12 protein-coding genes and 1 pseudogene are annotated in these 13,279 nt (G+C 71.1%); 7 read left to right on the forward strand and 6 right to left on the reverse strand.

Going from position 1 to position 13,279, the window contains the following annotated elements:
- Positions 1-45: 45 nt before the first annotated feature.
- Together ABEB03_RS24880 and ABEB03_RS24885 are read left to right on the forward strand one after the other, a co-directional pair.
- The gene (locus ABEB03_RS24880; RefSeq protein ID WP_345653549.1) at positions 46-543 is read left to right on the forward strand and encodes a MarR family winged helix-turn-helix transcriptional regulator; all 498 of its coding nucleotides are present in this window, start codon (positions 46-48) and stop codon (positions 541-543) included.
- 80 nt (positions 544-623) lie between these two features.
- The gene (locus ABEB03_RS24885) at positions 624-1,214 is read left to right on the forward strand and encodes a DUF4383 domain-containing protein (protein WP_345653552.1); all 591 of its coding nucleotides are present in this window, start codon (positions 624-626) and stop codon (positions 1,212-1,214) included.
- A 77-nt stretch (positions 1,215-1,291) separates the two neighbouring features.
- On the opposite strand, the gene ABEB03_RS24890 is transcribed toward ABEB03_RS24885, so the two are convergent.
- The 3 genes from ABEB03_RS24890 to ABEB03_RS24900 are packed head-to-tail and all read right to left on the reverse strand — an operon-like array spanning position 1,292 to position 6,020.
- Positions 1,292-2,629, reverse strand: a complete 1,338-nt coding sequence (locus tag ABEB03_RS24890) for an MFS transporter (RefSeq protein ID WP_345653555.1) — start codon at positions 2,627-2,629, stop codon at positions 1,292-1,294.
- An 8-nt stretch (positions 2,630-2,637) separates the two neighbouring features.
- Positions 2,638-4,650, reverse strand: a complete 2,013-nt coding sequence (locus tag ABEB03_RS24895) for a PEP/pyruvate-binding domain-containing protein (protein ID WP_345653558.1) — start codon at positions 4,648-4,650, stop codon at positions 2,638-2,640.
- Positions 4,647-6,020, reverse strand: coding sequence for an ATP-grasp domain-containing protein (locus tag ABEB03_RS24900; RefSeq protein ID WP_345653560.1), 1,374 nt, complete (start codon positions 6,018-6,020; stop codon positions 4,647-4,649). The genes ABEB03_RS24895 and ABEB03_RS24900 overlap by 4 nt, the downstream gene beginning before the upstream one ends.
- A 362-nt stretch (positions 6,021-6,382) precedes the next feature.
- Between ABEB03_RS24900 and ABEB03_RS24905 the strand changes: the two genes are divergently transcribed.
- Positions 6,383-7,672 (forward strand): PAS domain S-box protein, encoded by a 1,290-nt coding sequence (locus tag ABEB03_RS24905; protein WP_345653563.1) that lies wholly within the window; start codon positions 6,383-6,385, stop codon positions 7,670-7,672.
- Between the two features lie 48 nt (positions 7,673-7,720).
- Here ABEB03_RS24905 and wrbA read toward each other — a convergent pair whose 3' ends face one another.
- On the reverse strand, positions 7,721-8,329 hold the full coding sequence (gene wrbA / locus ABEB03_RS24910) for an NAD(P)H:quinone oxidoreductase (RefSeq protein ID WP_345653566.1): 609 nt from the start codon (positions 8,327-8,329) through the stop codon (positions 7,721-7,723).
- A 184-nt stretch (positions 8,330-8,513) separates the two neighbouring features.
- Positions 8,514-9,098: a TetR/AcrR family transcriptional regulator gene (locus ABEB03_RS24915; RefSeq protein ID WP_345653568.1), complete on the reverse strand. Its 585-nt coding sequence runs from the start codon at positions 9,096-9,098 to the stop codon at positions 8,514-8,516.
- Positions 9,099-9,260: 162 nt separating this feature from the next.
- On the opposite strand from ABEB03_RS24915, the gene ABEB03_RS24920 reads away from it, so the two are divergent.
- Together ABEB03_RS24920 and ABEB03_RS24925 are read left to right on the forward strand one after the other, a co-directional pair.
- The gene (locus ABEB03_RS24920) at positions 9,261-10,217 is read left to right on the forward strand and encodes an SDR family NAD(P)-dependent oxidoreductase (RefSeq protein WP_345653571.1); all 957 of its coding nucleotides are present in this window, start codon (positions 9,261-9,263) and stop codon (positions 10,215-10,217) included.
- 205 nt (positions 10,218-10,422) lie between these two features.
- On the forward strand, positions 10,423-11,016 hold the full coding sequence (locus ABEB03_RS24925; RefSeq protein WP_345653574.1) for a hypothetical protein: 594 nt from the start codon (positions 10,423-10,425) through the stop codon (positions 11,014-11,016).
- 112 nt (positions 11,017-11,128) lie between these two features.
- On the opposite strand, the gene ABEB03_RS24930 is transcribed toward ABEB03_RS24925, so the two are convergent.
- Complete coding sequence (locus tag ABEB03_RS24930; RefSeq protein ID WP_345653576.1) at positions 11,129-12,280, reverse strand: glutathione-independent formaldehyde dehydrogenase; 1,152 nt, start codon at positions 12,278-12,280, stop codon at positions 11,129-11,131.
- A gap of 232 nt (positions 12,281-12,512) precedes the next feature.
- Here ABEB03_RS24930 and ABEB03_RS24935 point away from each other — a divergent pair, with 232 nt between their 5' ends.
- Both ABEB03_RS24935 and ABEB03_RS45385 read left to right on the forward strand, forming a co-directional pair.
- Positions 12,513-12,698, forward strand: coding sequence for a hypothetical protein (locus tag ABEB03_RS24935; RefSeq protein ID WP_028799905.1), 186 nt, complete (start codon positions 12,513-12,515; stop codon positions 12,696-12,698).
- A 188-nt stretch (positions 12,699-12,886) separates the two neighbouring features.
- Positions 12,887-13,153 (forward strand): annotated as a pseudogene (locus tag ABEB03_RS45385) (SDR family NAD(P)-dependent oxidoreductase); the annotation flags it as partial.
- Positions 13,154-13,279 lie beyond the last annotated feature (126 nt).

The raw sequence follows: 13,279 nt of genomic DNA on the forward strand, positions 1-13,279 counted from the left end.
CACTCATCAAGTATCTCAATGATTGAGTGATCCTATACTGAGGACATGAGCGGTTCCGGCGTGCCATCGCCCTCTCTTCCCGGAGACGACCCGGCAGGGTTGCAGTCCTTCGCCGTCCTGTTGCGCCGGATGAACGGCGAGTTCAACCGCATCGCCCAGGAGTTCGCTCAGGCGCAGGGGCTGCACCTCACCGACGTGCAGGCGCTGATCGCGATCCTGGACGCCGACGCCGACGAGGGGCCCATCACGCCCGGCAGGCTGCGCGAGCAGCTCAACCTGACCTCCGGAGCGGTGACCGCCTGCATCGACCGGCTGGAGAAGGCGGGCCACATCCGCCGGGTCCGCGCGGTCGACGACCGTCGCGTGGTCCACCTGCACTACGCGGAGGCGGCCAAGGAGATCGCCAGGGAGTATTTCCAGCCCCTGGCCCGCAGCACGGGAGCGGCGCGCGACCGCTTCACCCCCGAGGAGCTGGCGGTGGTCGTCCGCTTCCTCGCCGAGATGAACCGAGAGCTCGTCCTGCTGCGGCAGGGCTCCGGCTAGCCCATCGTGCCGCGCGCACCGGGCAACCGCACATGCTGCGAAATCGCATCCATTTATGCGATACCGGGCGAATCGTGGGCATGAAGCTACAAGATGAGCTCCCCGTCGACCACCACCTGGCGACCGTCTACCGGTACGGCGCCGGCTTCTGCGGACTGGTCCTGCTCACCTTCGCGGGCCTCGGCTTCGCCGACGCCCTGAGCCCCTTCGCCACGGCGGGTCACACGATCGCGGGCATGACCACCAACGTCGCGCTCAGCGTCATCTCCACGGTGGTGGGTGTGGCGCTCCTCGCGGGAGCCGTGATCGGCGGCAACTTCGCCTCCACCCTCAACATGGTGGTGGGCGCGTTGTTCGTCCTGAGCGGCTTCGCCCACGTCTTCGTGCTGGACAAGCCCGCCAACGTCCTCGGCTTCGGCATGACCAACGTGATCTTCAGCTTTGTGATGGGCCTGGTCATCGCGACGTTCGGCATGTACGGCCGGGTCTCCAGCAAGCTTTCGCACGACAACCCCTACTGGCAGAGCCGGCACCCCCAACAGGCCGAGCGGGAAGGCCGGACGGCCCGTGCGCGGGCGGCAGCCGCCCTCCCGGCCGCGGAGCGCGGGGTGCGGGCGCTGTCCGGCGCGACGGCAGTCGGCGGAACGGGCCGGCGCCGGACGCCGGAGTGACACGCACTCCGCACGGGACGACCACCACCACGGAGCGCGCGGGTGGCCACCGGGATCGGGCACCGGTGGCCACCGTCTCACGCGCGGGGCGCCGCGCCCTCGTCGACGGGCAACGGAACCGGCTCGTCGGGAGGCCGAGGGGTCGCGTCGCCCCTGCCGTCCCCGGCACGCGGGGACTTGCGACGCAGACGGCTCAACGACAGGTGGAGCACCGGTATCAGCACGCACGTGATCACGGCGCTGTGCCACAACAGTGCGTCCAGACGGCCCGCCGCCAGGTACGCGCCCGCCGCGACCGCGGCCAGCGCGCACACCCCGCGGTCCACGATGCTCTCCACCGACAACAGCGTGGCGCGCGGCGCGCCCGCCGGGATGGCGTCGTTGATGAGTTTGCGCTGCACCGGATAGACGAACCCGGTGACGGCGGCGAACGCGCACAGCAGGGCGACCACGGTCCAGGGACCGCCCATGACGAGGCCCGCGAGGACCGCGGCGAGCACCACGCTCAGCAGTGACACCCACGACACCGGTGACAGCCTGCGGCTCAGCCACTGCGGGCGGGCCGAGGCGACCGCCTCGGCGACCGTCATCGCCGCGAGCACACTGCCGTGCGTGCTCTCCCCGATGCCGTGGTCGAGCAGCACCGGCTGGAACAGATTGACCTGGCAGATCCGCGACAGGGTGAAGACCGCCACGCCCTGCACCATCAGCAGGACCAGCAAGGGCGAGGCCCGCAGCACGCCCAGCGCGGCACGCGTGTCGTGCAGGAAGCCCCCGGGTCGCCGTTCGCGCGGAACCGGTACGGAGTCCTCGCCGTGCGGGGCGAGGCGCGGCAGGGCCAGGGCGCAGCCGAGAGACCCGGCGGCACTTGCCGCGCTGAGCACGTACGGCGCCTGCGGAAGCAACAGCATCAGCGGCCCGACGAGCGGCCAGCACAGCACCTTGGCGGCGAGTCCGAGCGCGCGAGCCGTGCCCTCCGCCTTGAGGTAGTGGGCGTCCGCCCCCTCGGCGCGCAGTCCGTCGTACAGGTAGGCGCTCGCCGCGCCCGAGGTGAGTGAACGTCCCGCCGCGATGGCGAGGAAGTGCACGAGGAACCCCGTGTACGACGGAGCCAGCACCGGCGTCAGGTTCGCCGCCGTCATCACCACCGCGCCCGCACGCAGACAGTTGCGGGCGCCGATGCGGTCGGCCACGGCCCCGGTCGGGATCTCGAAGAGGCAGAACGCGACGTAGTAGATGCTCTGGATGCCGAAGATCTGGTCCTCGGAGAGGCCTGCGTCCCGCTGGTAGGCGTAGAAAACGGGCATCCACCACAGCAGGTTGAACAGCAGCTGGAACCCGTTGTTCAGGCGGATGATGCGCCGGGCGGCGGCGGGCAGGGCGGCCTCCGGGGGACGTGCCCACGGCTTCGGCATGCGGCCCCTCACCGGGAGTAGGGGCGGATCTGGACCAGCCGGAACGTCCCGTCGGCGGTCATCAGCCACTCGACGTCCAGCGCGTCGTCCGGGTCCTCCTGGCTGAAATGGGACTGCAACAGCCTCCCTGCCAGGGCGAGTTCGGCCAGTGCTGCCCGGGTGGTCGGCGGGAGGTCCACGCCCGCGGAACCGATGTCGACCGTGCGTCCGCCGCCTTCGACCGTGTTGTAGAGGTACTGCTGCGGCAGGACCGTGCCGTCGACCACCCTTTCCGGCGATCCGGGCGTGCAGTTGAGGTAGACGTTGCGGAAGTCCTCGCGACGCGTCGGGTTGCAGGTCACCAGGACGCCTCCGAGGTCGGCCGGCAGGTACTCCTGGATGATCACGCCCATGTAGGTGTCGTCGAGCGAGATGCCCACCTGGTGACGCAGGCGCACACTGCGGGGCGACAGCAGGGAGGCCCACACCTGGCGGACCGCGTCCATGAGCTGCTCCGTGCCGCGCACGGTGGTCACCGAGTCGTAGATGCCGGCGGCGGAGAATCCTGGCAGGTCCTCCGCGTTGGAGGACGAACGGACCACGAGGCGGCGGCCGTCGGCCAGCAGGCCCGGCACGGCGCCGGTGACCGCCCGTGCCACCTCGTCGGGCATCGGAGTGCCGCGCACCAGATGCTGGAGGTGCAGGCACAGCGGGTCGAGCACGTCGAACGCCTCGAGCTCCAGGGCCATCTTCAGCTTGCCGATGCCCTGTTGAAGGGCGGGCGACGAGGTGAGGAACAGGTGGTGCAGGCGGAACGGCAGAGCGACGCCCTCCGGTGCCCGTACCGTGTCCGCCACCCGTTCCACCGCCGCGGCGCGCAGGCGTTCCGGACTCGCCCACGGCTCCCCGAGACGGGTGGCCAGATGCGTCAGCAGGTCGGCACGCGGCGGACGCGGACGCGCGTAGAAGGTGGTCAGGTCGGCGGTGCGGCTGTCCAGTACGTGGTGCAGCTCCCCCAGGTTGGCGGCCTTGGTGCCGTAACTGTCGCGGTCGGCCCGGCGCAGCCGGTGCAGCGCCAGCACGGGGGCCTCCGCCAGCAGCGGAGTCTCCACGCGGATGCGCTGCTGGTGCCAGGCGGGCTTGTGCAGGACCGGTGGGCCGGCCAGCCGCTCCAGGGTGATCGTGTCCTCGGCGACGCGGTAGCGCACCCACGCGCCGTCCAGGCCGTCCTGTCCCACAAGGGTGTCGAGGTCGCGGACGATGGCGTTCGGGATGCGCCAGCCCGAGGCCAGGACATTGGTGTGCGACAGCGGGGTGATGGGCGCCGTGTTGATGAATCCGGCGACGCGGGGTATGTCGTCGGGCAGGCACGCCATGGCGACGATGTCGGACCAGCCGAGCTCCGCGGCGGCGGCCTCGTACTCCTTCGTGGTGCGGAAGTGGCGCAGGCGCCCCTCGGCCTCGCCCGGGTTGAGGCAGGTGCGCGTGCGATGGCCGAACAGTTCGTGGCTGAGGATGCGCGGCACGACGGCCTCGCTCACCGACGCCAGTTCGTGCTCCTGGCCGTGGTTGGCGGGCTTCAGCAGCACGGGAAGCCGTCCGTCGACCCGGCCGCGCACATAGCGGTAGAACTCCTCCAGCAGCGCACCGTGCATGGTGTCCGCCTCGGTCGTCTCCAGCACCAGGAAGGGGCGTTCGGGGTCTTCGGCCCGTTCGTCGGTGTGCAGCGACAGCACGCCGAGGAGGAAGCGGCGCTCCGGGTCCATGTAGACGGAGGTGTTGAACGCGTCTAGGTCCGCGTCGAGTTCGTCGAGCGTCAGGCCGAGGATCCGGGTCGCGATGTAGTTGACGTGGAAGGGGTGCACCCGGGTGTCGAGCAGATGCCAGGTGTGCTCGGTACGGTCCACCACGACCTTCAGGTACGGGTGTCCGGCCAGCGTCCCGGACAGGGCCCGGAACAGCGGCAGCGACAGGTTGGCGCCGACGACCGTGCGGTCCCCTGAAGCCCCGGGCGTCTCGGCGTCGTCCAGTGCGAGGGTCATGCCGTGACCCCCTCGGTGGCGTCGGCGGGCAGGATGTGCGGCAGCGCGTCCACGAGGGCGGTGAAGTCCCGGACGACGGCCTGCGGGACCTCGGCCGACAACAGGCAGAGTCCGGCCATGGTGTTGGCCCCGGCGGCGGGGTCGTAGACCGGCACGGTGGTGCCGTCCGGCAGGGAGCTCTCGGCGACGACGGACAGCGTGCTGCCGGAGCCGAGCGGCGCGGAACGGACGACCGCGGCCGCGTCCCACACATGCCGGCGTCCCCAGGGTTCGCCGTCGCCGTCGACCGCGAGCACCACCAGGGATCCGGCGGCGCCCTCGGCGTCGGCGGGTGACAGTGCCCGCGCGGGCCAGGCGGGCTCCCTGTCGAGCAGTTGGTCGGTGAACATGCCGACCAGGTCGAGCCCGAAGACCTCCTCGATCTGCGGCACGGTCATCGCTCCGCCGAAGCGCGCGGCCGTCTCGATGACCCACATGCGGCCGTCCGCCCCCAGCTTGATCTCGGTGTGGGTGCCGCAGTTCTCCAGCCCCAGGGCCTCCACGGCGCCGCGGGCGAGGGCGACGACGCGCTCCTGGGCCTCGGCGCCGAGATCGGCAGGCGTGATGCCGGCGCGCTCGGTGAACGGCGCGACCGTCGGCATCCGGCCGCTCAGACAGACCGGCCGGAAGACACCGTCGACGACGACACCCTCGACGCTGACGTAGTCGCCCCATCCGGCGCCGTCGAACCACTCCTCGGCACACCCGGTGACGATCTCCTCGACGATGAAGTCCTCGCCGGCACCGGCCACATGAAGCTCCGCGAACCCGAGCGTGGCCGACTGCGCCATGACCGCGCGCGAGCGCTGCCACGCCTCCTGGACACCGGCGGGCGTCGTGATGATCTGGTGCGCCGTCGAGCCGGCGCTCCAGGCCGCCTTGAGGAGCAGCGGATACGACAGCTCGCGGGCGGCCGCGTCGAGTTCGGCGGCCGTGCGCACGGCGCGGAACCGGGGTTGCGGCACGCCGTGGCGCTCCCAGACGGCACGCATCAGGCGCTTGTCCCGGGCCAGTTCCGCGGCGGCGCCGGCGCCCTTCAGGCCGAGGCGCCGAGCCGCCTCGGCGACCGCGACCACCGCGTACTCGGAGAAGGTGACGACGGCGTCCGCGCCCACCTCGCGGGCACGGTCCGCGATGAGGTCCACCAGGTCGCCCCGGTCGGCGTCCGCGCGGGTGACGACCGAGGCGCACATCTGCCCGGCGTCGACCCCGACGGTGACGGGCAGTTCGCTGAGTGCCAGCAGGTGCACCGTGGACCGCGCGGCCACCCGCGTCAGGGCGTAGCCCACCGGAGGGCCGCCCTTGGCGTGCACGTACAGCACCTTGCTCACGAATACCCAACTCCTCTGCTTCCGGGGAACCGGCGCGGGGCGCGCCGTCCGCCGGCACGGCGGCCGTGGGTGCACCCGCGCCGCTACGACGACCGCTGTCCCGCGGTCCGTGTGCGCTCCTTCAAGCGAAGCAGCCCGTGTGCGCGTCCTGGGCCGCGGAGAGCGCGAACCCCTCAGGCAAATGCCGTACTCGTGACGGCGGTTGGCGGCCTGTGAAGGTTCCGTGATGCGTTAGTGCCCGTTCCGGGTGGAGGGGTGCGCCGCCGAGCCGTCCGCGCCCGCCGGGCATGCTTGACATGCACACGGGATACGCATGTGGTGTCACTCAAAGTAATGTGATCGAACGTTGAAGGAGTTGGGCCGTGGACGAGGCCGATTTCAAGTCGCTTCTCGCGCCCCTGCCAGTGTCCTGGTGGGAGGCCGACGGTGGACTGAGAGTGGTCGACAGCGGTGGCGGCGCGTTCGAGGACGAGCGCACCGCGCACCGTTTCCTGGAGGCCCTCTCGGCGGAACTCGGCGACCCGGCCCGACCATCGGGCGACGGCCCGTACCAGGCCTGCTTCGAAGGCCGGACCTTCGACGTGAACTGGCCCGACTGCCGGGGCGGCGCGCGTCGGCGCGTCAGCAGGGGAGTGGCCGTCGAAGTGGGCGGCCGGTCCGACGAGCCGGATCCGTACGCCTCGTTCGCCGACCTCACGCCCGCCGCGGCGTTCGTCCGCGACGCCACGGGCCGTCACCTGTGGGTCAATCACGCCTACGCCCACCTGTACGGCACCACGCGCGACGCCATGATCGGCCGTCACCTCGCCGACGTCGACCAACCCGACGACGCCGCCCGCTTCTTCGGCTTCGACCAGGACGTCCTGACCGGCGGCAAGCCCGTACGGCACACCCTGACCTATCGGCGGCCCGACGGCTCCTCCGGGCAGGCCGCGGGCCACCGCTTCCCCGTCCGCTGGGGCGAACGCCGCTGTGTGGCGGGGATCTACGTCGACATCACCGACTACACCCAGACCCTGGAACAACGGCGACGGGCGGAGGAGGACCTGCGGGCACTGCGGGACCACAGCGGACTGGCGTGCGTCCGGATGTCCGCCGACGGGCGGGTGGGTGAAGCGAGCGCCGCCATGGCCGAGTTACTGGGCGTTCGCCTCTCCGAACTGATCGGTCGGTCCGCAGACCGTCTACTGGCGGACACCCCGGAGCGGGCCGCACTGCACCGCATCTGGAGTGACCTGGTCGACGGCCGGCGGCGCAGCGCACGCGTCTGCGCCGTCCTCGTCGACGGAGACGGCTTCCTGCGCAGAGCCCGCGTGCACCTCACCACGGTCCGCCACGCCGCCGAACGCACGCCCGGCGTGTGGGCCGTCGTCACGCATCTCGGGCTGCGGTACGAGGAGCACGCGTCGCTCACGGCCGCCCAGGTGCGGATACTCGCCCTGCTGGCCGCCGGGCGGAGCAACGCCGACATCGCGGGGGCGCTCCACCTGTCACGGCAGACCGTGGACTACCACCTCAGCAGGCTGCGCGAGTTGCTGGGCGCCGCGACCCGTCCGGCGCTGGTCGCCCGCGCCTATGTCCTCGGCATCCTCTCCCCGCAGGCCTGGCCGCCCCGCTCCGCCACGGCGCCCCATCCGCTCAGCCCGGCCTGAGGGGCGACCCTGCGCACCCGCTTCCGGGGCGGCCGGGGAGCGCGCCGCCTAGGCGGCGCGGCCGGCCTTGAGGAGCGCCGTCGTGTCGACGGTGCGCCGGGCCTGGTGACGGGCCGCTTGCAGGGCCACGTCGCCGGGCAGGCCGTCGGCCGCCACGTGGGAGGTGCCGTACGGGTTGCCCGACTGGAACTGAATGGGATCGGTGTAGCCGGGAGGAACGATGATGCCGCCCCAGTGGTAGAAGGTGTTCGCCAGCGCCAGAAGGGTCGACTCCTGTCCGCCGTGGGCCGTGTTGCTCGCGGTGAAGGCCGAGTACACCTTGTCGGTGAGCTTGCCCGCGAACCACAAGGGGCCGGTGGTGTCGATGAACGCCCTGAGCTGACTCGAGGGGTTGCCGAAGCGGGCGGGAGTGCCGAACAGGACGGCGTCGGCCCAGATCAAGTCGTCGTGCCCGGCCTCGGCGACGTCGGCCGTGTCCTGCGCGTGCCGGCCCCAGGCCGGGTTGGCGGCGATCGCCTCCGGCGGGGCCGTCTCGGCGACCTTGCGCAGCCGCACCCGGGCGCCGGCCTTCTCGGCGCCCTCGGCCGCGGCCTGCGCCAGCGCGTGCACGCTGCCGGTCGAGCTGTAGTAGATCACTGCGACGTTCACGGGTTCCATGGACGGGTACTTCCTTCGCTGGTTCCATCGACGGCCTCGGGCGGGATCCACACGGGGGTGCCCGGGTGAGGTCCGCCCCGAGGGCGACCTCCAGCAGACCGACGACACAGCCCCTCGGAATGTGAGGCCCCGGTGCCGAAGACGGCCCCGGGCCCGCGGCCGGCCCGGTGGCCGCCCCGTCGGGTCAGCTCGTCACGACGCCGTGCAGGAGCAACCCGATGAGTCGGGTCGCCAGGTCGCGCTGCTCCTCGCCGGCGGCGATGAGTGTGATCCCGCCGAGGGCCATGAGGACGTCCCGGGCGTCGACCTCCGGCCGCACCACCGACTGTTCCCTGGCCGGGGTGAGCAGGTGGTCGACGGCCTCGGCGAGAAGGGCGCGGGTCTGCAGCTTCTCGTTGTCGTCGGTCAGCACCACGCGCAGTGCGTCGGCCATGCCCTGCTTGGCGGACATGAAGTCGATGAAGCGCTCCATCCAGGTTCGCAGCGCGTCCGAGGGCGGCCGGGTGGCCGCCAGTTCCGGTGCCGCCTCGCACAGGCGCTGCACCTCGTGCCGGTAGACGGCCTCGATCAGCAGTTCCTTGGAGGGGAAGCGGCGGTAGAGCGTGCCTACGCCGACTCCGGCCCGGCGGGCGATGTCCTTGACCGAGGCGCCCGCTCCCTCGCGCGCGAAGGCGGCCGCGGCCGCCTCCAGCAGCCGGTCCTCGTTGCGTCGCGCGTCGGCGCGCAGGGCCCTGCCCGGGCTTGCCGCGTCCCCCTCGTTGCCGGTCAATTCCGACTCCCTTCTCGACCTCGCTTGCAAGCGGAACCGGTTCCGCTTAGTGTCGAGAGCGAACCGGAACCAGTTCCGGATAGCAGCGTACGGCGGCCTCGTGCCTCCGTGCCACCGGCCACGCACGCGCCGGCCGCTTCCCTCGCCCTCATGGAGAACGTCATGACCGACCAGCTCGTCACCACCCCGTTCGGAGCGGAGACGACCGCCGCCGAAGTGCTCGCCGGCGTCGATCTCACCGGCCTGCGTGCCGTCGTCACCGGGGGAGCCTCCGGCATCGGACGCGAGACCGCGCGCGCCCTGGCCGCCGCCGGCGCCGAGGTCACCATCGGCGTCCGTGACCTGGTCGCGGGCGTACAGGCGGCGGAGGAGATCGCCCCGGCCGACGGCTCGGGTGCGGTACACGCCGCGACGCTCGACCTCGCCGACCCGGCCTCGGTGCGCGCCTTCGCGGAAGCCTGGCGCGGGCCCCTGCACATCCTGGTCCTCAACGCCGGAGTGATGGCCCCGCCGCTCCAGCGGACGAAGGAGGGCTGGGAGCTCCAGTTCGCCACCAATCACCTCGGCCACTTCGCCCTCGCCACCGGCCTGCACGGCGCCCTGGCGGCAGCACGCGGGGCCCGCGTGGTCGTGGTCAGCTCGGTCGGCCACGTGAACGGCGACGTGCTCTTCGACGACATCAACTTCGAGCAGCACCCCTACGACCCTTGGGCGGCCTACAGCCAGTCCAAGACCGCCAACGTCCTGTTCGCCGTCGAGGCGAGCCGTCGCTGGGCGTCCGACCTGATCACCGTCAACGCCCTCAACCCCGGCCGCATCACCACCACCCGGCTCGGCCGCCACATCGGGGACATCTCCAACAGCCCGAGCTCGTTCGAGGCCACCAGCACCGACGTCTCCTGGAAGAACATCGAGCAGGGCGCCGCGACCTCGGTACTGCTCGCCGCCTCACCGCTGACCGGGCGGGTGACCGGGCGCTACTTCGAGGACTGCAACGAGGCCGGACCGCATCGGCCCGGAGTGCGCCGCGGAGTCGCCGCACATGCCCTGGATCCCCGGAGCGCGGCCCGGCTGTGGCAGATCTCCGTCGCGATGCTCGCCACCGCCACGGAGGTCTGACGCCGCCCGACCCGACCCGTGAGGGGTCGTCGTCCCGTCACCGGATGCGGACCACGGCGCCCCGGCTCGCGGTGCTCCACCTGGATCACTGCGTACCCCGGCGCGGAGTTCTCCGCCTCTGGCACATCACAAAACGGGCACACCGGCCCCCTCCAAGATCCGGTCGTCGCATGATGCCTCTCAGTACACATGTCCTGGGGGGATCGTGAACATCCGCAGAGCCGCCTGCGCCACCTTGCTCATCGCAGCGACGACCACCGCCTGTACCGGCACCGCAAGCGATGACGAGCAGCAGCCGACGACGGCCGCAAGGGCCGGTGGCACGCCCGCGGCGTCCGCCACCGCCAAGGGCTCCGCCCTGAAACTCGGGTCGGGCCACCACTGGTCCGACACCGATCTCGACGGCAGCCGCATCAGCGGCACCACCACCGTCGTCGGCTACACCCAGCCCGCCGAGGGTGTTCACCTCGGCGACGAGGTCTCCCACTTTCCGCACCCCGTGTGGGCCGTGCTCGACGTCAAGGTCTGCGCCGACGAGGACAGCACGAACGTCCTGGTCGCCCAGCAGCCGTGGCAGCTCGGTTTCCCCGACGGCACCCGCGTCGCCGCGCCCTTGATCAGCGGAGCGGGAGTGCCCGAGCCGGAATACCCGGTCGACGGCGACCTCGTGAGACCCGGTACATGTCTCCGCGGCAAGATCACGTTCAGCGTGGCGAAGGGAACCCGGCCCGACCTGATCATCTACGGCCCCGAGGGCCGCGATCCGGTTCAGTGGGCGGTGCCCGAGCCCCGGAAGTGACGGGCGGCTTGCTCTCGGCCGGGTCGGCGCCCCACACCGACGCACGTCGCACAGCCGACGCCCGCCGGCACCGGGTCCGACCCGGTGCCGGCGGGCGGCCGTCACCCAAGAGCTACTGCCCCGGGTGCAGAATCACCTTGGTGTAGCCCTCTATGCGCTTGTCGAACTTGTCGTACGCCGTGGGTGCCTGGTCCAGCGGCATCTCGTGCGAGACGACGAAGCTCGGCCGCGCGCGCCCCGAGATGATGAGGTCGCGCAGCTGCCGGTTGTAGCGCTTCACGTTGCACTGCCCGGTGCCCAGACGCAGCCCCTTCTCGAAGAGCTTGCCGACCGCGACCATGAGGCGGCCGCGCTTGGACTGCTCGTCCGGCGCGCCCGGGTCGGACGGCACGTAGAGCCCGGGTATGCCGAGCGCTCCGGTCGGCCGGACGGTCTCGATGATCGAGTTCAGGACGGCCGCGGGCTCCTCGCGGGTCTCGTCCGCGCCCTCGGGCCTCGCCATGGCCTGATAACCGACCGCATCGATGCCCTTGTCCGTGCCTTCACCGTTGGTGTGCTCCTTGATCTGCTCCACCGGGTTGCCCTCGGCGAAGTTGATCGGGATCGCGCCGATCTCCTCGGCCTTCTGGAGCCTTTCGAGGACACGGTCGACGACGAACACCTTCGACGCGCCCCGCAGCATGGCCGAGTAGGCGGCCATGAGACCGACGGGCCCGCCGCCGTACACCACGACGCTCTCGCCCGGAGAGACCTGGGCGAGCTCGTTGCCGTGGTAGCCGGTCGGGAAGATGTCCGCGAGGAGAATGAAATCTTTTTCATTCTCGGTGCCTTCCGGCAGCTTCAGGCAGTTGAAGTCGGCGTACGGTACGCGCACGTATTCCGCCTGACCTCCGGGCCACGGCCCCATGGCCACATATCCGTACGCGCCACCGGCGAAGCCCGGATTCACGGTGAGGCAGAATCCGGTGTAATCGGCCACACAGTTCTTGCAGAAACCGCAGGCCACATTGAAAGGCATGACCACACGGTCGCCCTTCTTCAGGGACGTGACGCCGTCGCCGAGCTCCTCGACGATTCCCATGTTCTCGTGACCGAAGACGATGCCCGGTTCGGCGGCGGTGCGACCCTCGTACATGTGCAGGTCAGAGCCGCATATCGCGGTGGATGTCACTCGTACGATGACCTCGTTCGGGTGCTGGATCCGAGGCTTCTCGACCTCTTCCACCGCTACTTCGAACGGTCCCTTGTAGACGACAGCCTTCATGCCGACACCTCCAATAAACGATGCGTGCTCGCTGCTGGAGGCAAACGGCCGTCAACCGAACGTAGCTCTGTGCGAACGGGCCGTAGAAACTCTCGCGGCCGTTCGCCTCGCGTGACCCAACTCTCATGCTCCCCCTATAGGGAGGATGAGACAAGCCAGCTATCTTCGAGAGGAAGGAAGTGCCGATTTCAACCTCGCGCCGAACCTCGGGCCGAATGGGAGGACGAGAGAAGTGACTCAGCGATTCGGGACCCTGCTCGTCACCGTGCCCGGCCTGTCGGGCACCACATACCCGCCGGGGACGCCCGTGGCCATCACCGGCCGCGGCTCGTCCGTCGACGCCTTCGTCGGCGGCGACTGGCTTCCGCTGGCCTGGTGGGAGTTCGCCGAGGGCCGCGAGGACATCGTCGACCGCTGACGGCGGCCCCTCCGAGGTGGTCGAAGTGGCGGAGTCCGTCCGGGATTTCGCCGCCGCGCCGCCTGACTCACATGAGCTGCCGCGTGTCCGACACGAGCTGACGCCGTGACCCGGCGCCCCTCCGACTGCCTTGTCCGGCGCCGGAGTTGAACCTTGCATGCGGCCGGATCGCTCGGCGGCCGCACGGCACCGACGACGCGTCGGTCGCCGCCGCGCACGAAGGCGTGGTCGACGTCCTGATCAACAACGCCGGCGTCCACGGTCCGCACGGCGATCCCGGCGAATCGACCGGCGCGGACGCGTGGGCGTCTTCGACGTCAACGTCTTCGGCGTGATCCCGGACGACCACCGCCTTCCTCCCGCTGCTGCGCCGGTCCTCGGACCCGGTCGTCGTCGACGTCAGCAGCGGCAGGGGATCGCTCGCCCTCACCCACGACCCGTCGCGCGCCGAGTCCTCCACCCGGCAGGCCCCGAAGCACGCGCGCGGGGTCCCGGGGCCACCGCTCACAGCCGCCAGCCGGCCACGATCCCGGCCGGCGCCCGGTCGCGGGCGCGCTCATCGCATGGGGCCGACGAAACGG

The organism is Streptomyces siamensis (assembly GCF_039543605.1).
Classification (GTDB): Bacteria; Actinomycetota; Actinomycetes; order Streptomycetales; family Streptomycetaceae; genus Streptomyces; species Streptomyces siamensis.

Bases quoted from the DNA above. Each gene is read 5' to 3' on its own strand.
- ABEB03_RS24880 (WP_345653549.1), top strand. From the start codon at position 46: ATGAGCGGTTCCGGCGTGCCATCGCCCTCTCTTCCCGGAGACGACCCG.
- ABEB03_RS24885 (WP_345653552.1), top strand. From the start codon at position 624: ATGAAGCTACAAGATGAGCTCCCCGTCGACCACCACCTGGCGACCGTC.
- ABEB03_RS24890 (WP_345653555.1), bottom strand. From the start codon at position 2,629: ATGCCGAAGCCGTGGGCACGTCCCCCGGAGGCCGCCCTGCCCGCCGCC.
- ABEB03_RS24895 (WP_345653558.1), bottom strand. From the start codon at position 4,650: ATGACCCTCGCACTGGACGACGCCGAGACGCCCGGGGCTTCAGGGGAC.
- wrbA (WP_345653566.1), bottom strand. From the start codon at position 8,329: ATGGAACCCGTGAACGTCGCAGTGATCTACTACAGCTCGACCGGCAGC.
- ABEB03_RS24920 (WP_345653571.1), top strand. From the start codon at position 9,261: ATGACCGACCAGCTCGTCACCACCCCGTTCGGAGCGGAGACGACCGCC.
- ABEB03_RS24930 (WP_345653576.1), bottom strand. From the start codon at position 12,280: ATGAAGGCTGTCGTCTACAAGGGACCGTTCGAAGTAGCGGTGGAAGAG.